The sequence below is a fragment of the Pseudonocardia sp. HH130629-09 genome (assembly GCF_001294645.1).
In the GTDB taxonomy this organism is placed as follows: Bacteria; Actinomycetota; Actinomycetes; order Mycobacteriales; family Pseudonocardiaceae; genus Pseudonocardia.
In genome coordinates this window covers 1,262,971-1,283,557 of sequence record NZ_CP011868.1, presented here as the reverse complement: position 1 = coordinate 1,283,557, position 20,587 = coordinate 1,262,971, and the positions used below count along the sequence as shown (strand labels likewise).

22 protein-coding genes are annotated in these 20,587 nt (G+C 74.0%); 13 read left to right on the top strand and 9 right to left on the bottom strand.

The window, feature by feature from the left end; translation table 11 throughout:
• The first annotated feature begins 72 nt into the window (after window positions 1–72).
• Both XF36_RS05720 and XF36_RS05715 read left to right on the top strand, forming a co-directional pair.
• Window positions 73–450: a GNAT family N-acetyltransferase gene (locus XF36_RS05720; RefSeq protein WP_082375195.1), complete on the top strand. Its 378-nt coding sequence runs from the start codon at window positions 73–75 to the stop codon at window positions 448–450.
• Window positions 447–1,415, top strand: a complete 969-nt coding sequence (locus tag XF36_RS05715) for a pirin family protein (RefSeq protein WP_060711191.1) — start codon at window positions 447–449, stop codon at window positions 1,413–1,415. Before XF36_RS05720 ends, XF36_RS05715 begins: the two co-directional genes overlap by 4 nt.
• A gap of 1,447 nt (window positions 1,416–2,862) precedes the next feature.
• Here XF36_RS05715 and XF36_RS35460 read toward each other — a convergent pair.
• Complete coding sequence (locus XF36_RS35460; RefSeq protein WP_414706230.1) at window positions 2,863–3,063, bottom strand: ACT domain-containing protein; 201 nt, start codon at window positions 3,061–3,063, stop codon at window positions 2,863–2,865.
• 262 nt (window positions 3,064–3,325) lie between these two features.
• Between XF36_RS35460 and XF36_RS05705 the strand changes: the two genes are divergently transcribed.
• Together XF36_RS05705 and XF36_RS05700 are read left to right on the top strand one after the other, a co-directional pair.
• On the top strand, window positions 3,326–4,078 hold the full coding sequence (locus tag XF36_RS05705; protein ID WP_060711189.1) for an SGNH/GDSL hydrolase family protein: 753 nt from the start codon (window positions 3,326–3,328) through the stop codon (window positions 4,076–4,078).
• Window positions 4,079–4,193: 115 nt separating this feature from the next.
• On the top strand, window positions 4,194–4,835 hold the full coding sequence (locus XF36_RS05700) for a cupin domain-containing protein (protein WP_060711188.1): 642 nt from the start codon (window positions 4,194–4,196) through the stop codon (window positions 4,833–4,835).
• A 13-nt stretch (window positions 4,836–4,848) separates the two neighbouring features.
• Here XF36_RS05700 and XF36_RS05695 read toward each other — a convergent pair whose 3' ends face one another.
• From XF36_RS05695 to pdhA, 3 genes are read right to left on the bottom strand one after another with little or no spacing between them, the layout of a single operon-like run.
• Entirely contained in the window at window positions 4,849–6,276 is a 1,428-nt protein-coding gene (locus XF36_RS05695) for a dihydrolipoamide acetyltransferase family protein (RefSeq protein ID WP_060711187.1), read from the bottom strand.
• Window positions 6,273–7,241 carry an alpha-ketoacid dehydrogenase subunit beta gene (locus XF36_RS05690; RefSeq protein ID WP_082375759.1) on the bottom strand — a complete coding sequence of 323 codons (969 nt, stop codon included), beginning with the start codon at window positions 7,239–7,241 and terminating at the stop codon, window positions 6,273–6,275. Before XF36_RS05690 ends, XF36_RS05695 begins: the two co-directional genes overlap by 4 nt.
• 53 nt (window positions 7,242–7,294) lie before the next feature.
• Window positions 7,295–8,377, bottom strand: a complete 1,083-nt coding sequence (pdhA, locus tag XF36_RS05685) for a pyruvate dehydrogenase (acetyl-transferring) E1 component subunit alpha (RefSeq protein WP_060711186.1) — start codon at window positions 8,375–8,377, stop codon at window positions 7,295–7,297.
• A gap of 171 nt (window positions 8,378–8,548) precedes the next feature.
• On the opposite strand from pdhA, the gene XF36_RS05680 reads away from it, so the two are divergent.
• Window positions 8,549–8,953, top strand: coding sequence for an Lrp/AsnC family transcriptional regulator (locus XF36_RS05680; RefSeq protein ID WP_051050029.1), 405 nt, complete (start codon window positions 8,549–8,551; stop codon window positions 8,951–8,953).
• On the opposite strand, the gene XF36_RS05675 is transcribed toward XF36_RS05680, so the two are convergent.
• From XF36_RS05675 to paaZ, 3 genes are read right to left on the bottom strand one after another with little or no spacing between them, the layout of a single operon-like run.
• Window positions 8,950–9,609 (bottom strand): DsbA family oxidoreductase, encoded by a 660-nt coding sequence (locus XF36_RS05675; RefSeq protein ID WP_082375758.1) that lies wholly within the window; start codon window positions 9,607–9,609, stop codon window positions 8,950–8,952. The two genes, XF36_RS05680 and XF36_RS05675, sit on opposite strands and share 4 nt — an antisense overlap.
• A gap of 50 nt (window positions 9,610–9,659) precedes the next feature.
• Complete coding sequence (gene paaK, locus XF36_RS05670; protein WP_060711184.1) at window positions 9,660–10,991, bottom strand: phenylacetate--CoA ligase PaaK; 1,332 nt, start codon at window positions 10,989–10,991, stop codon at window positions 9,660–9,662.
• On the bottom strand, window positions 10,991–13,021 hold the full coding sequence (paaZ, locus tag XF36_RS05665) for a phenylacetic acid degradation bifunctional protein PaaZ (protein WP_060711183.1): 2,031 nt from the start codon (window positions 13,019–13,021) through the stop codon (window positions 10,991–10,993). The genes paaK and paaZ overlap by 1 nt, the downstream gene beginning before the upstream one ends.
• Before the next feature lie 214 nt (window positions 13,022–13,235).
• On the opposite strand from paaZ, the gene XF36_RS05660 reads away from it, so the two are divergent.
• Both XF36_RS05660 and XF36_RS05655 read left to right on the top strand, forming a co-directional pair.
• Window positions 13,236–14,054 (top strand): enoyl-CoA hydratase/isomerase family protein, encoded by an 819-nt coding sequence (locus tag XF36_RS05660; RefSeq protein ID WP_060711182.1) that lies wholly within the window; start codon window positions 13,236–13,238, stop codon window positions 14,052–14,054.
• Entirely contained in the window at window positions 14,051–14,647 is a 597-nt protein-coding gene (locus XF36_RS05655; RefSeq protein ID WP_060711181.1) for a TetR/AcrR family transcriptional regulator, read from the top strand. Before XF36_RS05660 ends, XF36_RS05655 begins: the two co-directional genes overlap by 4 nt.
• Window positions 14,648–14,718: 71 nt before the next feature.
• Here XF36_RS05655 and XF36_RS32205 read toward each other — a convergent pair whose 3' ends face one another.
• Entirely contained in the window at window positions 14,719–15,228 is a 510-nt protein-coding gene (locus XF36_RS32205; protein WP_060711180.1) for an endonuclease domain-containing protein, read from the bottom strand.
• The gene (locus tag XF36_RS32200; RefSeq protein WP_060711179.1) at window positions 15,159–15,635 is read right to left on the bottom strand and encodes a hypothetical protein; all 477 of its coding nucleotides are present in this window, start codon (window positions 15,633–15,635) and stop codon (window positions 15,159–15,161) included. Before XF36_RS32200 ends, XF36_RS32205 begins: the two co-directional genes overlap by 70 nt.
• 198 nt (window positions 15,636–15,833) lie before the next feature.
• Between XF36_RS32200 and paaA the strand changes: the two genes are divergently transcribed.
• The 6 genes from paaA to XF36_RS05615 all read left to right on the top strand — a co-directional run bounded on the left by paaA (window position 15,834) and on the right by XF36_RS05615 (window position 20,573).
• Window positions 15,834–16,781, top strand: a complete 948-nt coding sequence (gene paaA, locus XF36_RS05640; RefSeq protein ID WP_060711178.1) for a 1,2-phenylacetyl-CoA epoxidase subunit PaaA — start codon at window positions 15,834–15,836, stop codon at window positions 16,779–16,781.
• On the top strand, window positions 16,778–17,146 hold the full coding sequence (gene paaB, locus XF36_RS05635) for a 1,2-phenylacetyl-CoA epoxidase subunit PaaB (protein WP_082375191.1): 369 nt from the start codon (window positions 16,778–16,780) through the stop codon (window positions 17,144–17,146). Before paaA ends, paaB begins: the two co-directional genes overlap by 4 nt.
• Complete coding sequence (gene paaC / locus XF36_RS05630; protein ID WP_060711177.1) at window positions 17,143–18,021, top strand: 1,2-phenylacetyl-CoA epoxidase subunit PaaC; 879 nt, start codon at window positions 17,143–17,145, stop codon at window positions 18,019–18,021. Before paaB ends, paaC begins: the two co-directional genes overlap by 4 nt.
• Window positions 18,022–18,089: 68 nt before the next feature.
• Entirely contained in the window at window positions 18,090–18,533 is a 444-nt protein-coding gene (gene paaD / locus XF36_RS05625) for a 1,2-phenylacetyl-CoA epoxidase subunit PaaD (RefSeq protein ID WP_060714445.1), read from the top strand.
• An 82-nt stretch (window positions 18,534–18,615) separates the two neighbouring features.
• Window positions 18,616–19,785 (top strand): 1,2-phenylacetyl-CoA epoxidase subunit PaaE, encoded by a 1,170-nt coding sequence (gene paaE / locus XF36_RS05620; RefSeq protein ID WP_082375190.1) that lies wholly within the window; start codon window positions 18,616–18,618, stop codon window positions 19,783–19,785.
• An 11-nt stretch (window positions 19,786–19,796) separates the two neighbouring features.
• Window positions 19,797–20,573 carry an IclR family transcriptional regulator gene (locus tag XF36_RS05615; protein WP_082375189.1) on the top strand — a complete coding sequence of 259 codons (777 nt, stop codon included), beginning with the start codon at window positions 19,797–19,799 and terminating at the stop codon, window positions 20,571–20,573.
• The last annotated feature ends 14 nt before the right edge of the window (window positions 20,574–20,587 follow it).

The following is a 20,587-nucleotide window of genomic DNA, read 5'->3' as shown; positions in this document are numbered from 1 at the left end:
GGCCGGCACCTGCGGGAGCCGGTGAACCTGCGCCGCGTGGTGCGGCGCCGCGCGTCCTGAGAGGCTGAGTACATGTCCGGCGACACCGACCACGACACCGACCACGACACCGACCACGACACCGACCACGACACCGTGGTCACCCACGACACGGGCCACCACCGCTACGAGATCCTGATCGACGGCACCGTGGTCGGCAGGGCCGAGTACGTCGACGACCACGAGCAGCGGATCTTCCACCACACCGAGGTCGATCCGGAGCTGTCCGGGCGCGGGCTCGCGAGCACCCTGGTCCGCTTCGCGCTGGACGACACCCGCGCCGCCGGGAAGCGCATCGTGCCGGTCTGCCCGTACGTGCGGCGCTGGGTGTCGACCCATCAGGGCTATGCCGACATCCTCGACCCGGTGACGCCCGACGCCGTCGCCGCCGTCCGGAGGGGCTCGCGGTGAGCAACGTCGAGACCGCGCCGGAGGAGGTCGTCTGCGGGGGCGACGCCGCCGACGGGGAGCTGGTGACCCCGCGCAACGTGCCGCTGGGCGGGCCGCGCGCGATGACGGTGCGCCGCACGCTGCCGCGCCGCACCCGGTCGCTGATCGGGGCCTGGTGCTTCCTGGACCACTACGGCCCAGACCGGGTCGCCGACACCGGCGGGATGGCCGTGCCGGGGCATCCGCACACCGGGCTCGCGACGGTGTCGTGGCTGTTCACCGGCCGGGTCGAACACCGCGACACCACCGGCGCGCACGCGATCGTGCGCCCGGGCGAGCTGAACCTGATGACCGCGGGATCCGGCATCGCCCACTCGGAGTTCTCCACCCCCGACGCCGAGGTGCTGCACGGGGTGCAGCTGTGGCTGGCACTGCCCGCCGCCCACCGGGAGACCGCTCCCCGCTTCGAGCACTACGCACCGCCCCGGGTGCAGGCCGGGGACGCCGCGCTGCGGGTGTTCCTCGGATCGCTGGCCGGGTCGTCGTCGCCGGTCCCGACGTTCACCCCGCTGCTCGGCGCCGAGGTGGTGCTGCCCGCCGGCGCGTCGGTGACGCTGGACGTCGACGCCGGGTTCGAGCACGGAGTGCTGGTCGACACCGGCTCGGCACAGGTGAGCGGCACTGCGGCCGCGGCCGCCGAGCTCGTGTACCTCCCGCCGGGCCGGACGACCCTGGACCTGCACGCCGGCGACGACGGCGCCCGCCTGGTGCTGCTCGGCGGGGAGCCGCTGGGCGAGCAGATCGTGATGTGGTGGAACTTCGTCGGTTCCACCCACGACGAGGTCGTGGCCTTCCGGGAGCAGTGGCAGGACGAACGCGCCGCCGGGGGGCGGGACGGTGGCCGCTTCGGGATGTTCCCGGACGCCTGGGACTCGACGTTGCCGGCGCCGGAGCTGCCGAACGCACGGTTGACTCCTCGCGGGTAGGCGGGGCACGCCTCTGCTGCCCTGTCCTCGCAGGTCAGAGATTCGCGATTGCGAACGGAAAGTAGTGATCGAACACACGTTCGACTGTCGTCGACGGTGTGACCGCGACCCAGGAGCCACCCGACCATGCCACCGGCGTGGGCCCGGGTGGGTCCCCGGCCGGTGACCTCGATCTGTTCCGGTTCCTCGTCGACCACGCCCACACCGTCGACACCTCTGCGCTGACAGAGACAGACCTGATCGACCAGATCCAGCAGATCGAGACGCTCCAGGCCCCCCTCGCCGGGCTGCAGGCGAGTCGGATCCGGGCGTTCGCCCGGGCCCACGTCGAGAACCGCCTCGCCGACGACCGGACCGATGGGAGCGACCGCGCCCGGGCCGACGTCGAGCGGCTCCACCGCAGTGTCGTCGCCCAGATCCAGCTCGCCTGCCGGGTCTCCACCACCGAGGCCCGCACCCGCGTGGCCAACACCCGCGACCTGCACACCGGACTCGACCACGTCCGCGGCCTGCACACCGCCGGTGAGCTCAGCGCCGCCAAGGTCACCGCGATCGCCGTCGAGTGCCGCGACCTCGACCCACGCCAGCGCAGGCAGGTCGACACCCGCCTCGCCGCGCACGACCTGACCCGGCTCGGCATCGGCCGGCTCCGCGCGATGACCCGCCGCATGGTCGCCGAGATCGCGCCCGAACGCTTCCGCTCCCGCGCCGCCGCGGCCGAACGCCGGGTCACCCTGCGACCCGCACCGGACGCGATGAGCCACCTCACCGCCTACGTCCCGGTCGCACAGGGCGCGGCCTGCCTCGCCGCACCCCAGAAGGCCTTCGTGCAGGTCCAGGTCGACCCGGCACCCCTGACCCGCAGCCACGGACAGATCATGGCCGACACGCTGGTCGAACGCGTCACCGGACAGACCACCGCCACCGCGGTCCACCTGGAGGTCCAGGTCACCGTCCCCGTCCAGGCCCTGCTCGACCCCACCTCCCCACTCCCGGCGGAGATCCCCGGACTCGGCCCCGTCCCCGCCGAGCTGCTCGCCACCAGCGAGGCGACCTCATCCCTACGGCGGCTGCTCACCGACCAGGGTCTGGTCATCGGCGGCGACTCACGCCAACGCACCTTCACCGGACTCCTCGCCACACTCGTCACAGCCCGCGCGGACAACCGGTGCACCGAGCCCTACTGCGACGCACCCCTCCGCCACATCGACCACATCCACCGCCACACCGACGGCGGACGCACCGACCTCGACAACGGACGCGGACTGTGCGAGTTCCACAACCACATCCGCGAACAACCCGGACGGCACGTGGCCCGTGCACCCGACGGGACCGTCGTCACGACCACACCCACCGGACACACCTACCGGGGACCGGACCGACCGGATGCGTCTCCGTCCGGCGGGCACGAGAGCCCGGCGGTGGACGACGGCGCCGCGCGCCCGGCTCAGCCCAGATCGGCGCGTACCACCGGCACGACCCGGCGCAGCTGCTCGAGCAGCAGGTCGGCGTCCCGGCCGTCGCGGGCGACGACGAGGTCGACCCGGCTGATCTCGGCGGACATGTCGACCTGCAGCGAGCGGACCTTCCAGCGGCGCGACCGCAGCACGGTCAGCACCTTGTAGAGGCCGTCATCGGCGTCGGTCATAAGCAGCGAGACGACGTCGCCGTGCTCGGCGGGATCGGTCCCGGTGCGGGTGCGCTCGGCGGTGGGGGCGTTCATCGGATCTCCGGTGTTCGAGGGCGAACGTCAGGATCCGGCCAGGTCCGGCGGACACCACGTGCCACGCGCCGGCTCCCTGGGTTCAGCCGGCGCGCCGGGTAATGATCCGACCGCGCACGGGTCGAGGGTAACAGCCGTCACCACCCCCGGGCGGAGCCGTGGTGACCGCGACGCGGATGCTGGCGCCGTGCGGTACGTGGCGATCGGGGACAGCTTCACCGAGGGCGTGGGCGACGAGGACGCGGCAGGTGTCCCCCGCGGCTGGCCCGACCGGGTCGCCGCCGGGCTGGCCGGTGCCTCCGGTGAGCCGGTGCACTACGCGAACCTGGCCGTACGGGGCCGGCTGCTGGCCGACGTCGTCGGGCCGCAGCTCGATGCCGCACTGGCGCTGGACCCCGCACCGACCCTGATCACCCTCAACGGCGGGGGGAACGACATGCTCCGCCTCCGCACCGACGTCGCCGGGCTCGCCGCGCTCACCACCCGCGCCGTCGACCGCTGCGCGGCGGCCGGGGTCCGGCTGGTGCTGCTCAGCGGCGCCGACCCGTCGGACCGGCTTCCACTGGGACGGGTCGTCCACCGCCGCGGCGCGGAGCTGTCGGCGGCGGTGCGCACGCTCGCCACCACACGCGGACTCACCTTCGTCGACGTGTTCGGCGACGCCGAGATCCGCCGGCCCGGCTACTGGTCGGACGACCGCCTGCACCTGGGCACGCCCGGGCATCTGCGCACCGCGGGAATCGTGCTGGAGGCGCTCGGTGTGCGTGGGGCGACGCCCGCGACGACCGTCGACGCGGACCCGCCGACCGGACCGGCCGCAGCGCTCGCCTACTACCGCACCCACGTCCTGCCCTGGGGCGGACGACGTCTGCGGGGCCGGTCGTCCGGGGACGGCCGCCCGGCGAAGGCCCCGTCCTGGACGGTCGTCCCGGCGCTCTGAGCTGCACCGATCCGTGACTGCGCAATCACGGAAGCCGCTGAAAGTGATCACCCCGATGGATCACCGTCCGCCATACCGTTGCGACTAGCAACGATTTCAGCGGAAGGAGCAGACCATGACGGGGATCAGCAGGCGACGGGCCCTGGGCGCGGGTGTCGCAGGGGTGGCGGGGATGGCGGGACTGGCCGCCACGGGCGGGACCGCCGGGGCGGGCGCTCCGACGCCGCCGCGGACCGGGCAGCCCGGCCACCTGTTCCATCTCGTGGCGACCGAGCCCAACAACTTCGACGGCGGATGGCTGCGCGGGGCGAACGAGCAGAACTTCCCGGTGCTCGCCGGCCAGCAGGGGTCGGTGTACCTGGCCCACCTCGACCCCGGCGGGATCCGCGAGCCGCACTGGCACCCGACCGCGTGGGAGCTGAACTACATCGTCTCCGGCACCGCGAAGTGGACCATCCTCGGCACCCACCCCGACGGCGAGTACCACAACGACGTCTTCACCGCGGAGCGCGGTGACCTCGTGTTCGCGCCGACGGGCCTGTTCCACTACTTCGAGAACGCGTCGACGACCGAGCCGCTCGACGTGCTCATCGTCTTCAACACCTCGACCGCCGAGCCGGACGACGACATCGGCATCGTCGGCAGCCTCAACGCGATCCCCCGGGACGTGCTGGCCGCGTCGTTCGGGGTGCCCGAGTCGGCCTTCGCGCAGGTGCCCCAGCGGATCGAGCCGGTGGTGATCACCCGCCGCCGCTGAGCACCGGGCGGGCTCAGAGGTCGGCGAGCGCGGACAGCGGCGACTCGACGGCGTCGGCGACGAAGCGGAGGAACCCGCCCGCGGTGCCGCCGTCGCAGACCCGGTGGTCGAACACCAGCGACAGCTGGGTGATCGACCGCGGGACGACCGCGCCGTCGACGACCCACGGCCGCGGCAGCACCCGTCCGACGCCCAGCATCGCGACCTCGGGATGGTTGATGATCGCGGCACTGCCGTCGACGCCGAGCACCCCGTAGTTGTTCAGGGTGAACGACCCTCGGGTCAGCTCGGCGGCGGTGACCGAGCCGTCCCGGGCCGCCGCGGTGAGGCGGCGGATCTCGGTGTCGAGGCCGCGCATCCCGAGACGGTGGGCGTCGGCCACCGAGGGGACGACCAGGCCGCGGTCGGTCTGCGCGGCGATGCCGAGGTGCACCCCGTCGAGGTGCACGATCTGCGCGGACCCGGTGTCGACGCGGGCGTTGAGCTCGGGGAACCGCGCCAGACCGGCGACGACGAACCGCGCCAGGATGGCGAGCAGCCCGACCGGACGGCCGTCGGCGCCGGTGAGCTGCGGGCGCAGGGCGAGCAGGTCGGTGGCGTCGACGTCGACCCAGGTCGTGGCCTCGGGGATCTCGGCGCGGCTGCGGGTCAGGGTCTCGGCGACGGCGCGACGGACTCCGCGGAGCGGCACGACCTCGCGGACCGCGAGCCCGGTGCGCGGGTCGCGGTCCGGCGCGGCCGGGGTCGGACCGTTCGCGGTCGGTCCGGTCGCGGCCGTCGCGGTCGGGACGGTGGCTCGTTCCGCGGCGGCGGTCGGTGCGGCAGCACGGGCCGCGGCGACGGCCACGTCGTGGCGCAGCACCATACCGCCGAGTCCGGTCCCCTCGACCGTCGCGAGGTCGATGCCGTGGTCACGGGCCAACCGCCGCACCACCGGCGACTGCACCGGCCGACGCTCGCCCGGTGCGCCGTCGGCGGCCGACGTCGCCGGGACCGCGGATGCCGCTGCCGGGACCGCGGACGGGGGAGCCGACGCGGGGGCGTCCGCGGGTACGACGGTCGCGGGAGTGGCCGACGCGGGAGTGGCCGTCGCGGAGGCCCGCTTCACGGCCCGGCGACGCCGGCGGGCCCCCTCGTGCCCGCCGGTCGTCCCGTAGCCGATCAGGACGTTGCCCGACCCGGCGGCCCCGGCTGCCCCGGTGGCGTCCCCGACCGACACCAGCGGCTCCCCGACCCGCAGCGTCTCACCCTCCGCGCCGTGCCGGGACAGCACCGTGCCCGCGTACGGCGAGGGCACCTCGACCACGGCCTTCGCCGTCTCCACCTCGGCGACGGGCTGGTCCACGCCGACGGTGTCCCCATCGGCCACGAGCCAGCGGACCAGCTCGGCCTCGGTCAGCCCCTCCCCCAGGTCGGGCAGCGTGAACACCTGCGCGCTCACGCCGCGTCCTCCCAGCCGAGCGAGTCGACCGCGTCGAGCACCCGGTCCACCCCCGGCAGATGGTGCTGCTCCAGCTTCGGCGGCGGGTAGGGCACGTCGAACCCGGTCACCCGGCGCACCGGCGCCTCGAGGTGGTGGAAGCAGCGCTCCGAGACCCGGGCGGCGATCTCCGAGGCGACCGAGGCGAACCCCGGTGCCTCCGCGACGACGACCGCCCGCCCGGTCCGGCGCACCTGCGCGCAGACGGTCTCGTCGTCGAACGGGACGATCGACCGCAGGTCGACCACGCCCAGGTCACGGCCCTCCAGAGCGGCCTCCTCGGCGGCAGCGAGCGCGACCGGGACCGTCGGCCCGTAGGCGATGAGCGTCGCGTCGGCCCCGGGGCGGCGGACGACGGCACGTCCGATCGGTGGCACCGGCACCGCCGTGTCGACCTCCTCGGAGGTGAAGTAGTGCTTCTTCGGCTCCAGGAAGACCACCGGGTCCGGGTACTCGATCGCCGCGCGGAGCAGGCCGTGGGCGTCGGCGTTCGTGGCCGGGGCGAGCACGGTCAGCCCGGCGGTGTGGGCGTAGTACGCCTCGGAGGAGTCGCAGTGGTGCTCGACGCCGCCGATCCCGCCGGCGTAGGGCACCCGGATGACCATCGGCAGCCGCATCCGGCCCGAGGTGCGGTTGCCGAACTTCGCGACGTGGCTGACGATCTGCTCGAACGCCGGGTAGGCGAACGCGTCGAACTGCATCTCGACGACGGGCCGCAGCCCGTTCATCGCCATCCCCACCGCCGTGCCGACGATGCCGGACTCGGCGAGCGGGGTGTCGAAGCAGCGGTGCTCGCCGAACTCGGCGGTGAGCCCGTCGGTCACCCGGAAGACCCCGCCGAGCGGACCGACGTCCTCCCCGAACACGACGACGGTCGGGTCGGCGGCCATCGCCTCGCGCAGCGCGGTGTTGATCGACTGCGCCATCGTGAGCTTCACGGGACCGGTGTGCACGGTGTCGGTGTTCGCGGTGTCGGTGTTCACGGCGTGACCTCCAGCTCGGCACGCAGCTGGTCGCGCTGCTCGCGCAGCTGCGGGGTGGGGTGGGCGTAGACGTGCGCGAACAGCTCCTCGGGGTCGACCGGGGACTCGGCCGCGATACCGGCGCGCAGGTCGGCGGCCATCTGCTCGGTCTCCTCGACGAGAGCGCGCTCGGCGTCGTCGTCGAGCAGGTCGTCGGCGCGTAGCCGGGCGCGCAGGCGCGCCAGAGGGTCGCGGGCGGCCCAGGAGGCGACCTCGCCGTCGCTGCGGTAGCGGCCGGCGTCGTCGGCGTTGGTGTGGGCGTCCATCCGGTAGGTGTCGGCCTCGACCAGCGTGGGGCCGTCGCCGGCGCGGGCCCGCTCCACGGCGTCGTCGAGCACGCTGAGCAGGGCCGCGAGGTCGTTGCCGTCGACCCGGACACCGGGCATGCCGTAACCGACCGCCTTGTCCGCGAGGCTGGCGGCGGCGCTCTGGCGGTGCAGCGGCACCGAGATCGCGTACTTGTTGTTCTGCACCAGGAACACCACGGGCGCCCGGAAGACCGCGGCGAAGTTCAGCGCCTCGTGGAAGTCGCCCTCGCTGGTGGCGCCGTCGCCGCAGAGCGCCAGGACGGCGTCGGGCTCGCCCTTGAGCCGCGCGGCGTGGGCGACGCCGACCGCGTGCAGCAGCTGCGTCGCGAGCGGGGTCGCCTGCGGGGCGACGCGGTGGGCGGCGACGTCGTAGCCGCAGTGCCGGTTCCCGCGCAGCATCGTGAGGACCTCGACCGGATCGACACCGCGGGCGACGATCGCGGCGGTGTCGCGGTAGGTCGGGAAGAGCCAGTCGCCGTCGGCCAGCACCATCGCCGCGGCCACCTGGCAGGCCTCCTGCCCGCGCGAGGACGGGTACACGGCCAGGCGTCCCTGCCGGACCAGCGCGCCGGCCTGCTCGTTGAGCCGACGGGCGCGCACCAGCCCGCGGTAGCCGGCGAGCAGCCGGTCGGGCGACGGGAGCTGGGCCCCGGGAACCGCGGCGCCGTCGGGCTCCACGAGGCGGACGGTCTCGTGCCGGTCGTCCACGACGACCCCCTTCCGTGCGGACACAGTGCTCCGAGAATGGCGCATGATCCGTACGATCAGCCTGGATCGGGGAGAGGACGAGACGATCGGCCCGGAGCGCGATGCCACCCCGGACGAGTGGTCCTGGGCACCGTCGCCCGGCGGGTCCCGGCGAGACGAACGGAGGCGGCGGTGCTCGACGACATCGACCGGCGGATGGTCGCGGAGCTGCAGCACGACGGCAGGCTGACCGGGCGCGCGCTGGCCGAGCGCCTGACGATCTCGCGGGCGAACGCCTACGCCCGCCTCGCCCGGCTCGTCGACGACGGCGTGATCACCGGGTTCACCGCCGTCGTCGACCCGCACCGGGTGGGTCTGCACACCTCGGCGTACGTGACACTGACGGTGCGGCAGAACAGCTGGCGCGAGCTGCGCGAACAGCTGCGCGCGATCCCCGAGGTCCGGCACATGGCGTTGGTCGGCGGGGACTTCGACGTGCTGCTGCTGGTGCGCACCACCGGCAACGACGCGTTGCGCAGCGTCGTGCTCGAACGCCTGCAGGCGCTCCCGACGGTCGTGTCGACGCGGACGATCCTGATCTTCGAGGACGAGTCCCGCTAGCTCCGGGCGGGTGTCTCCTCGGACCAGGCGGTGTCGAGGAGCTGGCGCAGCGCGTCGACCGGCTGGGCGCCGGCGACGCCGTAGCGGTCGTCGACGACGAGGAACGGCACCGAGGTGATGCCGAGGCGGCGGGCCATGTCCTCGTCGGCGCGGACGTCGTCGAGGTACCGGTCGGAGCCGAGCACCGCGCGCGCCCCTCCGTCGTCGAGACCGGCGGCCACCGCGATCCGGGCGAGCGCCTCGGGATCGCCGATCGGCTCGCCGTCGGTGAACGAGGCGCGCAGCAGCCGCCCCTTCAGCGTGTCCTGCAGCCCGGGCCCGCCGGTCGCCCAGGCGTGGTGGAGCAGCCGGTGGGCGTCGACGGTGTTGCCGTGGCGGGCCCGGTCGAAGCGGAACTCCAGCCCGTCCGCGGCCGCGGTGACGGTGACCTGCTCCTCCATCCGGCGGGCCGCCGCGACGCTCACGCCGTACTTGGCCGCCAGGTGCTCGGCGCGGTCACCAGGCTGCTCGCACGGCGCGGCCGGGTCGAGCTCGAAGCTGCGCCACCGCAGTGTCACCCGGTCACGGTGCGCGAAGCCGGACAACGCCGTCTCCAGGCGCGCCCGCCCGATCGCGCACCACGGACACACGACGTCGGACCAGATCTCGAGCTTCACGACCGGTCGCAACCCGCACGCGACCCGCGGCATTCCCGCGCCGGACAAGGTCAGGCCCTCGGCTCCCGCCGGTCCTTGAGGCGCTGCAGCTTCCCGACCGAGCGCTCCAGGGTGTCGGGGTCGACGACCTCACAGGTCACCGAGATCCCGACGGTCTCCTTCACCGCGCGCACGAGCTCGGCGGCGGCCGGGTCGCGGCGGTCGGCGGGGGTGTCGCCGCGGGCCTCGACGCGCACGGTCATCGCGTCGAGCCTGCCCCGGGTCGTCAGCTCCAGCTGGAAGTGCGGCGCGAGCCCGGGCGTGCGGAGCACGATCTCCTCGATCTGGGTCGGGAACACGTTCACCCCGCGCAGGATGATCATGTCGTCGGACCGGCCGGTGATCTTGGCCATCCGCCGCATCTGCGGCCGCGCGGTGCCCGGGAGCAGCGTCGTGAGGTCGCGGGTGCGGTAACGGATGATCGGCAGCCCCTCCTTGGTGAGGCTGGTGAACAGCAGCTCGCCCTCGGCGCCGTCGGGCAGCGGGGTGCCGTCGAGCGGGTCGACGACCTCGGGCAGGAAGTGGTCCTCCCAGATGTGCAGGCCGTCCTTGGTCTCCACGCACTCCTGCGAGACGCCGGGCCCCATGACCTCGGAGAGCCCGTAGATGTCGACCGCGTGGATGCCGGCCCGCTCCTCGATCTCGGCGCGCATCCGTTCGGTCCACGGTTCGGCGCCGAGGATCCCGACCTGCAGGCTCGTGGCCCGCGGGTCGACGCCCTGGCGCTCGAACTCGTCGAGCAGGGTCAGCATGTAGCTCGGGGTCACCATGATGACCTCGGGGGCGAAGTCGCCGATGAGCTGCACCTGCCGCGGGGTCATGCCGCCCGAGACCGGAATGACGGTCGCACCCAGCTTCTCCGCGCCGTAGTGCGCGCCGAGCCCGCCGGTGAACAGCCCGTACCCGTAGGCGACGTGCACGCGGTGGCCGGGGCGCCCGCCCGCGGCCCGGATGGACCGCGCGACGAGCCCGGCCCACCGGTCGAGGTCACCCCCGGTGTAGCCGACGACGGTGGGGCGGCCCGTGGTGCCCGACGACGCGTGGATCCGTGCGATCCGCTCCCGGGGCACAGCGAACATGCCGAACGGGTAGGTCTCCCGCAGGTCGGCCTTGGTCGTCGTCGGGAACTTCGCGATGTCGGCGAGCTCGCGGCAGTCGTCGGGGTGCACGCCGTGCTCCTCGAACCTCCGCCGGTAGTGCGGGACGTTGTCCCAGGCGTGCCGCAACGTCCACTGCAGACGCCCCAGCTGCAGGGTGCGCAGCTCGTCGACCGACATCCGCTCGGCCGGGTCCAGCAGCTCCGCCGGGGGCGCGTCGCCGAGGCGCGTCGTGGCCGCGGTCATCACGCGTCCTTCTTCGCGACGAGGGTGAGCACGTCGTAGCGGGCGACGGACTCGCCGTCCTGCCGCGTGACGTCGGCGTCCCAGCGGACCTCGCCGTAGCCGGCGGACTCGCGCGGGGTGAGCTGCTTGCAGGTCAGCGTGACGGTGAGCTCGTCGTCGAAGCGGACCGGGGTGAGGAACCGCAGCCCGTCGACGCCGAAGTTCGCGAGCACGGGACCCGGGTCGGGGTCGACGAACAGCCCGGCGGCGAGGGACACGACCAGGTAGCCGTGCGCGACGCGCTGCCCGAACAGCGGGTTCGCCGCGGCAGCTGCCTCGTCCATGTGCGCGTAGAACGTGTCGCCGGTGAACTCGGCGAAGTGCTCCACGTCCTCCCGGGTCACCCGGCGCGGGCCGGCGACCAGGCAGTCGCCCGGGCGCAGCTCCTCCAGGTGCTTGCGGAAGGGGTGCACGTCGGTGGTGTGGCGCTGCGCTCCGGTGACCCAGCGGCCGGTGATCGCGGCGAGTGAGTCGGGGTCGGCCTGGACCGCGGTGCGCTGCATGTGGTGGAACACCCCGCGCACGCCGCCCATCTCCTCGCCACCGCCGGCCCGGCCCGGCCCGCCGTGGACGAGCTGCGGCAGCGGCGACCCGTGCCCGGTGGACTCGCCGGCGTCGCGGGCGTTGAGCACGTGCACGCGGCCGTGGAGCGGGGCGACGCCGAGCACGACCTCGCGGACGAACCCGGGGTCGGCGGAGACGACGGAGCCGGCGAGCGAGCCCTGGCCGCGGGCGGCGTAGTCGATCAGCTGCTCGGTGGTGGCGTAGGGCAGCACGGTCGACACCGGGCCGAACGCCTCGACCTCGTGCGGCTCGGCGCGGTCCGGGTCGCCGACCAGCAGCAGCGGGGAGACGAACGCGCCGCGGTCGGCGTCGGCGCCGGTCACCTCGACGCGGTCGGGGTCGCCGAACACGATCCGGCCGGCGTCGCGCAGGGCCTTCACGCTGCGGCGGACCTCCTCGCGCTGGTCGAGGTTCGCGAGCGCCCCCATCCGGACACCCTCGGCACCGGGGGCGCCGACCACGACCGTCGCGAGCCGCGCGGTGACCGCCTCGACGACGGCGTCGACGTACGCGCGTGGCACGAACGCGCGCCGGATCGCGGTGCACTTCTGTCCGGCCTTGACCGTCATCTCGGTGGTGAGCGCCTTCACGAACAGGTCGAACTCCGCGGTGCCGGGCGTCGCGTCCGGGCCGAGCGCGGCCAGGTTCAGCGAGTCGGCCTCGGCGGAGAACCGCACGGAGTTGCGGACGATCCCGGGGTGGCTGCGCAGGGTCTGCGCGGTCGACGCCGATCCGGTGAAGCTCACCAGGTCCTGCCCGGTGAGGTGGTCGAAGGCGTCGCCGAGCGACCCGGCGACGAACTGCACGGACCCCTCGGGCAGCAGGCCGGAGCCAATGATCAGCTCGACGAGCTCCGCGGTGAGGAACGCCGTCGGCGACGCCGGCTTGATCAGCGTCGGGACGCCCGCGAGGAAGGCCGGGGCGAGCTTCTCCAACGGGCCCCAGACCGGGAAGTTGAAGGCGTTGACCTGGACCGCGACCCCGCACAACGGGGTCAGCACGTGCTGACTGAGGAAGGTCCCGCCGCGGCCGAGCGGCTCGACGTCGCCCTCGACGTGGATCGTGTCGTTGGGCAGCTCGCGCTTGGCCTTGGACGCGTAGGCGAGCAGGACGCCGATGCCGCCGTCGACGTCGAACTTGGAGTCGCCGAGCGTCGCGCCGGTCCACGCGGAGACGGCGTAGAGCTGTTCGCGGTGCTCGCGCAGGTGCTGGCCGAGCGCCTTCAGCAGGGCTGCGCGCTGGTGGAACGTGAGCGCGCGCAGCGCGGGCCCACCGGTCCGCCGTCCGAACTCCAGCGCCCCGGCGAGGTCGAGACCGTCGGCGGAAATGCGGGCGACCTCGTCGCCGGTCACCGCGTCGTACAGCGGGCGGCCCTCGCCGCTCCCCGTCTGCCAGGTGCCGGAGAGGTGACTGCGGAGCAGGGTCATCGGCGGGCCTCCGTCGCGCTTCGTCGTCGCGGGTCGACCATTGGACCGACCGTTCGTTCGGGGAACCTAGCACCGGTCCACGGAGCCGCACCAGGGTCCGTCCAGGCGTCCGGCGGCACCCGGACGACGGGCCGGGCGGCACGCGTGGGACACCTCCCGACCTCGCCCGACGACCTGGGGGACCGATCGTTCGGTCGGCCGTTAGGCTCAGCGGATGACCACCCCCGCCACCGGCACCGATCCCGCCGTCCTCGTGACCCGCGACGAGACCGACCCGTCGGTCGCGGTGGTCACGCTCAACCGGCCGGCGAAGTACAACGCGCTCACCGTCGAGCTCAAGGAGGCGCTGCTCGCCGCGGTCGTCGAGGTCACCGGGGACGAGTCCGTGCGCTCGATCGTGCTGACCGGCGCGGGGAAGGCGTTCTGCGTCGGGCAGGACCTGGGCGAGCACGCCGCGGCGCTCGACGTCGACCCGGTCGGGGCCCTGGGCACCGTGCGCCGGCACTACAACCCGCTGATCCGCGCGCTCAACGAGGCGCCGAAGCCGGTGGTCGCCGCGATCAACGGGCCCTGCGTGGGCGCCGGGCTCGGCATCGCCCTGGCCGCCGACCTGCGGATCGCCGCGGACGGACTGAAGTTCGCGACCGCGTTCACCGGCATCGGGCTGTCCACCGACAGCGGGCTCGCGGCGTCGCTCGCACACGCCGTCGGGGTCTCCCGGGCCACCGAGCTGGTGATGCTGAACGAGCAGTTCACCGCCTCCGACGCCCGCAACTGGGGGCTGGTGCGCGACGTCGTGCCTGCCGAGAAGGTCCTCGACGCCGCACTGGACCTGGCGCGGCACCTCGCGGCGGGCCCCACCCGCGCCTACGCCGAGGTGAAGGGCGCGCTGCGCTTCGGCGCGGTCAACGAGCTCCCCGCCGTCCTGGAGTACGAGGCCGACGCCCAGATCCGGCTGTCGACCACGCGCGACCACCAGCAGGCCGTGAGCGACTTCCTGGCGAAGAACAAGCCCGTCTTCGAGGGCCGATGAGCTCGCCGGTCAAGCGGGCCCGGCGCCCGAGCGGGGGCCGCGACGCGCTGCTCGAGACCGCGGTCGGCGAGTTCATCGACCGCGGCTACGACGCGACGTCGATGGAGGACCTCTCGCGGGCCGCCGGGATCACGAAGTCGTCGTTCTACCACCACTTCGCGGGCAAGGAGGCGCTGCTGCGCGCGGCGCTGGAACGCGCCGTCGACGGGCTGTTCGGGGTGCTCGACCTACCCGAGGCCCGCGCCGGCTCTCCCGCCGAGCGGCTGCGGGCGATCGTTGCCGCGCAGGTCGGGGTGCTCATGGCCGAGCTGCCCTACGTCACCCTGCTGCTCCGGGTGCGCGGCAACACCGAGACCGAGCGCTGGGCGCTGGAACGCCGCCGCGCGTTCGACGGGGCCGTGCGCGCCCTGGTCAGCGAGGCCGTCGACGCCGGCGAGGTCCGCTCCGACGTCGACCCCGCCCTGGCCGCCCGGCTGCTGTCCGGCACGATCAACTCGATCGTCGAGTGGTACCGCCCCGGCCGCCCCGGGACCGCCACCCTGCCGCAGGACGTCGTCCGCGCCGCCTTCACCGGCATCGTCCCGGCCCCCTGACCGTGTCGCCCGCCCCCGAGGAATCGATCAGCACGTTGTGACCCCGGGCGGGGCGACAACGTGCTGATCGATCACGGCCGAGCTGCTCGGGAGGTCAGGCGGTGACCGACCTCGGCGGCCAGGAGGTCGGGTCGAGCCAGGACCACGTGGGCCTCCGGACGGAGGATGTCCCAGCCCTGCGCGGTCAGGAACGCCTGCCGGCGCAGATCGGCCCGGGCGCGGTCGCCGTCCAGGTGGTGCTCCCCGTCGTACTCGACACCGAAGCGCAGGTCCGGGTAGGCCAGATCGATCCGGTACGGCCCCACCGGATGCTGCAGCACCGGCGGCCGGACCCCGTGGTCGTGCAGGGCCAGCCGGACCCGGGTCTCCATCGGCGACTCGGCGAGCGGATCGGCCAGGGCGACCAGGCCCGGGACCCGCCGACTTCCCCGGACGGCCGGACGGGCCGCCGCGAGCACCAGGACCTCGCCCGGCCCGTGCCCCCCGACCCTGGCCAGCGCGTCGAGCGCGATCACCGCGTCGGTCCGCCCGACCCGGCAGGCGAGGTCGAACGCGGTCCGCAGCGGCGACGTCGTGACCACCGTGCGGCCCCGCACGTACCGGGCCGGCGTCCACCGGGAGCGGGGATCCGGACACCGGTCACGACGTCCGCCGCCGGAATGTCGCGGTGCCGCAGAACCAGTCCGGGTCGGGTGCGCCGGTGCCCGAGGGCCACCACCACCTCGACCGGCACCCCACGCGGTGCGCAGTCCGCACCCAGCATCTCGGCGGCGGCCCAGCCGCACAGCGCGGCGCGACCGGTCCCGGCCCCGGTCGCGCCGACCGCGACCGCCCCGGCCTCGCACCGGAGCAGGAAGCCGTCCGGGACGTGCGCGGCGACGAACACTCCGCGGAGGACCGGGCGGAACCGGGGCCCCCGCAGCTGCTTCGTAGTGACCACACCGGCCCCGACCGCCGCGGCGCCGAGGAACGGTCGTGTGAGATCCATGCCCCTTGGACCATCCCACCCCCCTCCCGGTTCCTCCGGGCTTCCGGTCCGGCACCGGCCACCGCGCGTCGATCAGCACGTTCCCGCCCCGGGGAGGGCGACAACGTGCAGATCGACGTCGCCGCGGGCCGGGGTTGCGGGACCATCCGGCATCGGCCACACTCCTAGCCGAACGAACATTCGGTACGGAGGTGTCCAGTGACGAGCACCGCGCCATCCCCGGCGGAGCTGGCGGAGCGGTTCGACGCGACGATCGCGGCGGACCAGCGGATCGAGCCGCGGGACTGGATGCCCGAGGCCTACCGCAGGACGTTGATCCGGCAGATCGCCCAGCACGCGCACTCGGAGATCATCGGGATGCAGCCGGAGGGCAACTGGCTGCTGCGTGCGCCCTCGCTGCGGCGCCGGGCGATCCTGCTGGCCAAGGTGCAGGACGAGGCCGGCCACGGCATGTACCTCTACGCGGCGGCCGAGACCCTCGGCGTCGACCGCGAGGAGCTCACCGAGAAGCTGATCGACGCCAAGCAGAAGTACAGCTCGATCTTCAACTACCCGACGCTGTCCTGGGCCGACATCGGGGTCATCGGGTGGCTGGTCGACGGCGCGGCGATCGCGAACCAGGTGCCGCTGTGCCGCTGCTCCTACGGGCCCTACGCCCGGGCGATGATCCGCATCTGCAAGGAGGAGTCGTTCCACCAGCGCCAGGGCTACGAGTCGCTGCTCGCCCTGACCGCGGGGACCGACGCGCAGAAGCGGATGGTGCAGGAGGCCGTGGACCGCTGGTGGTGGCCGTCGCTGATGATGTTCGGCCCGGCCGACGGCGAATCCCCCAACACCCACCAGTCGATGGCGTGGGGCATCAAGCGGCACACGAACGACGAGCTGCGCCAGCGATTCGTCGACATGACCGTGCCGCAGGCGGCGGCGCTGGGCGTGACGCTGCCCGACCCGGACCTGCGCTGGAACGAGCAGCGGCAGGCGCACGACTTCGGGGAGCCGGACTGGTCGGAGTTCACCGCCGTCGTCTCCGGGGCGGGACCGGCGAACCGGCAGCGGCTGGACCACCGCCGCCGGGCGCACGAGAACGGGGCGTGGGTGCGCGAGGCGGCCCGGGCCTACGCCGAGAAGCAGGGGGCACGGGCATGAGCGAGCAGGACATGAGCACCGAGGGCGGCCACGGCGCCGTCCCGACGACGGGCGTCGAGACCGGGCAGGGCGAGCGGCCGGGCCGTCGCGCCTGGCCGCTCTACGAGGTGTTCGTCCGCGGCAAGCGCGGGCTCAACCACGTGCACGTCGGGTCGCTGCACGCCCCCGACGACGAGATGGCCCTGCACAACGCCCGCGACGTCTACACCCGTCGCAACGAGGGCGTGAGCATCTGGGTGGTCCGCGCGGACGCGATCACCGCGTCCAGTCCGGACGAGAAGGACCCGTTCTTCGCCCCCAGCGGGGACAAGGTCTACCGGCACCCGACATTCTACGCGATCCCGGAGGAGGTGCCGCACCTGTGAGCGGCTCCGTCCACGACGCGCTGACCGAGGAGGGCGACGACCCCCGCTGGGCGTTCGGGTCGGGCTTCGAGGACTCCGAGGCCGACATCGTCGCGCCCGTCCCGGACGGCGTCGACCCCGCCGACCTGGCCGCGTACTGCCTGATGCTCGGCGACGACGCGCTGGTGCTGTCGCACCGGCTCACCGAGTGGGTCTCGAACGCCGCGGAGCTGGAGGAGGAGGTCGCGCTCGCCAACACCGCGCTCGACCTGCTCGGTCAGGCCCGGGTGCTGCTCTCGCGTGCCGGGCACCTGACCGGCCGCGACGAGGACGCGCTGGCCTACTGGCGCGAGGTCGAGGAGTTCCGCTGTGTCGGCCTCGTCGAACCGTCCGACGACCTGGACTTCGCCCGGTGCATCGCCCGGCTGCTGGTGTTCTCCACCTGGCGCCTCGCGCTCCTGCACCGGCTGCAGGGCTCGGCCGACCCGGTGGTCGCCGCCGTCGCCGCAAAGGGGGTCAAGGAGGTCACCTACCACCGCGACCACGCCGCCCGCTGGACGCTGCGCCTCGGCGACGGCACCGACGAGTCCCACCGCCGCATGCAGGACGCGCTGGAGTGGGTGTGGCCGCACCTCGAGGAGCTGTTCCGCACCACCGAACAGGAACGGCGCCTGGTCGCGGCCGGGGTCGCGGCCGACCCCGCAGACACCCGCGAGGAGGTCGAGACCGTGCTCGCGCAGGTGCTGGAGCGGGCCACGCTGGCCCGCCCGGACGTACCGCCGACCGGCACGGTGGGCGGCCGCGGCGGCCGGCAGGGGCTGCACACCGAGAAGCTCGAGCACGCACTCGTGGTGATGCAGAGCCTGGCGCGCAGACACCCGGGGGCGACGTGGTGACCACAGTGGACCTGAGCGGCCGTGACCTCGGTGCCCGCGACGTCGTCGCCCGGGTCGTCGACCCCGAGATGCCGATGCTCACCCTCGACGACCTCGGGGTGGTCAGGTCGGTCTCCGAACAGGACGGCACGGTGACCGTCACGATCACCCCGACCTACGCCGGCTGCCCGGCGATCGAGGAGATGCGGGCCGACATCCGCGGCGCGCTCACCGCGGCCGGGTACACGCGCGTCGAGGTGCGGACGGTGTTCTCCCCCGCCTGGAGCACCGACTGGATCAGCGCGGCCGGGCGCCGCAAGCTCGCCGAGGCCGGCGTCGCACCGCCCGGCAGCGCCCCGCGCACCACCGGGCCGATCCCGCTGACGCTGGACGCGCCGTCGACGGTCGTGCCCTGCCCACAGTGCGGGTCGCGGGCGACCGAGGAGCTGTCGCGCTTCGGCCCGACCGCGTGCACCGCGCTGCGGCGGTGCACGACCTGCCGTGAGCCGTTCGAGCACATGAAGGAGATCTGAGGGTGCGTGAGCATCGCAGCGAGCCCTGGCGAGCGAGGAGCGGAGCGTGCCCGGTGATCGACCGAACCGGCGAGGAGCTGTGATGGGCGGACGGCGCGCGGCGGCGTGGCAGGCCCGGGCCAACCGGGCGTACGGCCGGACGACGCTCGCCCTGGACGACGAGGTCGAGGCCCTGCTGGCGGAGGGGACCGAGCTCCCCGCCGGCTTCCACCGGCTGGTCGTCACCGGGGTCGACCGGCTGTGCGACGACGCCGTCGCCGTCACCTTCGACGTGCCCGACGACCTGCGCGCGCACTACGACTTCCGGCCCGGCCAGTACCTGACCCTGCGGAAGGTCACCGCCGACGGCGAGGAGCGCCGGTCGTACTCGATCTGCTCGGCCGCCGGGACCGCGCCGCGGGTGGGGGTGCGCCGGATCGACGGCGGCCTGTTCTCCGCGTGGCTGGTCGACGAGGTGACCCCGGGCGACGTCGTCGAGGTCGGCCCGCCCGCCGGGTCGTTCACCCCGGAGCTGACGGCGGGCACGCATCACGGCCTCGTCGCCGCGGGGTCCGGGATCACCCCGGTGCTGTCGATCGCGGCGTCGCTGCTGGCCGCGCACGACGACACCCGCGTCACCCTCGTCTACGGCAACCGGCGGACCGACACGGTGATGTTCACCGAGGAGATCGCCGACCTGAAGAACCGCTACGGCCCGCGGCTGCACCTGCTGCACGTGCTGTCCCGCGAGCCCACCGAGGCCGAGATCGTCAACGGCAGGCTCGACGCCGAGCGGCTGCGGCTGCTGTTCACCGCGCTGGTCGACACCGGCGACGTAGACGACTGGTGGTTGTGCGGCCCGCTCGGGATGACCGAGGCCGCGGTCGCGGTGCTCGGCGAGCTGCGTGTCGAGCGGCGCCGGGTGCACCGCGAGCTGTTCTACGTCGACGAGCCGCCGCCGGAGGTCGACCGCCACGAGACCGAGCCCGACGGCGACAGCGCGCAGGTCACGGTCGTCCTGAACGGACGGTCGACGACGCTGGCCGTCCCGGCCGGGGAGTACGTCCTCGACGCCGCGCAGAAGGTCCGTGGCGACCTCCCGTTCGCCTGCAAGGGCGGGGTGTGCGGGACGTGCCGGGCGAAGGTGACCGACGGCGAGGTGACCATGCGGCGCAACTACGCGCTGGAGCCCGAGGAGGTCGCCGCCGGGTTCGTCCTCACCTGCCAGTCCCGCCCGGTGACGGGGACCGCCACGGTCGACTACGACGCCTGATACTGGCGGGCATGACCACGTCGCGTCGCGGCCACCCGGTGGGACCGACCGGGTCGGTCGTGGTGCGCGCGCTCGGCCTGCTCGACGCGTTCGGCCCCGACCGGGCCGCGCTGTCGCTCAGCGACCTCGCCCGGCACGCCGACGTCCCGCTGTCGACCGCCCACCGGCTCGTCGCCGACCTGGCGGCGTGGGGTGCGCTGGAGCGTGACGAGCAGGGCCGCTACCGGATCGGGCTGCGCGTGTGGGAGCTGGGCGCGCTCGCCCCGCGCGGGCAGGCGCTGCGCGAGACGGCGCTGCCGTTCCTGGAGGACCTGTCCCGGGTCACCCGGGAGAACGTTCAGCTCGCGGTGCGCGAGGGCGCCGAGGTGGTGTTCGTCGAACGGCTCGCCGGGTCCGGCGCGGTCCCGGTGCAGACCCGGGTCGGGGGGCGTTTCGCGCTCACCGCCACCGGGGTCGGCCTGGTGCTGCTCGCGCAATCGCCGCCGGAGCTGCAGGACGAGGTGCTGGGCGGGCGGATCGAGCGCTACACCCCGTTCACCGTGACCGACCCGCAGCGGCTGCGCCGCATGCTCGCCGACGTCCGCCGCGACGGCCACTCGGTCAGCGACCGGCAGGTCACCGACGACGCGCTGTCGGTCGGCGCCCCCGTCTCCGACGCCCGCGGCCAGGTCGTCGCGGCCGTCTCGCTCGTGGTGCGGCACGGCAGCGTGCCCGCCCGTGCGCTGGCCCCGCTGGTGCGCACGACCGCCGCCGGGATCAGCCGCGCGCTCAGCGCCACCACGCACTGAAACCCTTCCATTCT

Bases quoted from the DNA above. Each gene is read 5' to 3' on its own strand.
- XF36_RS05690 (WP_082375759.1), bottom strand. From the start codon at position 7,241: ATGGCGCAGTCGATCAACACCGCGCTGCGCGAGGCGATGGCCGCCGAC.
- paaK (WP_060711184.1), bottom strand. From the start codon at position 10,991: ATGACCGCGGCCACGACGCGCCTCGGCGACGCGCCCCCGGCGGAGCTG.
- XF36_RS05680 (WP_051050029.1), top strand. From the start codon at position 8,549: ATGGTCGCGGAGCTGCAGCACGACGGCAGGCTGACCGGGCGCGCGCTG.
- XF36_RS32200 (WP_060711179.1), bottom strand. From the start codon at position 15,635: ATGGATCTCACACGACCGTTCCTCGGCGCCGCGGCGGTCGGGGCCGGT.
- XF36_RS05700 (WP_060711188.1), top strand. From the start codon at position 4,194: ATGACGGGGATCAGCAGGCGACGGGCCCTGGGCGCGGGTGTCGCAGGG.
- paaZ (WP_060711183.1), bottom strand. From the start codon at position 13,021: ATGACCCTGCTCCGCAGTCACCTCTCCGGCACCTGGCAGACGGGGAGC.
- XF36_RS05655 (WP_060711181.1), top strand. From the start codon at position 14,051: ATGAGCTCGCCGGTCAAGCGGGCCCGGCGCCCGAGCGGGGGCCGCGAC.
- XF36_RS05720 (WP_082375195.1), top strand. From the start codon at position 73: ATGTCCGGCGACACCGACCACGACACCGACCACGACACCGACCACGAC.
- XF36_RS05660 (WP_060711182.1), top strand. From the start codon at position 13,236: ATGACCACCCCCGCCACCGGCACCGATCCCGCCGTCCTCGTGACCCGC.
- paaB (WP_082375191.1), top strand. From the start codon at position 16,778: ATGAGCGAGCAGGACATGAGCACCGAGGGCGGCCACGGCGCCGTCCCG.
- paaD (WP_060714445.1), top strand. From the start codon at position 18,090: ATGCCGATGCTCACCCTCGACGACCTCGGGGTGGTCAGGTCGGTCTCC.
- XF36_RS05615 (WP_082375189.1), top strand. From the start codon at position 19,797: ATGACCACGTCGCGTCGCGGCCACCCGGTGGGACCGACCGGGTCGGTC.
- paaE (WP_082375190.1), top strand. From the start codon at position 18,616: ATGGGCGGACGGCGCGCGGCGGCGTGGCAGGCCCGGGCCAACCGGGCG.
- XF36_RS35460 (WP_414706230.1), bottom strand. From the start codon at position 3,063: ATGACCGACGCCGATGACGGCCTCTACAAGGTGCTGACCGTGCTGCGG.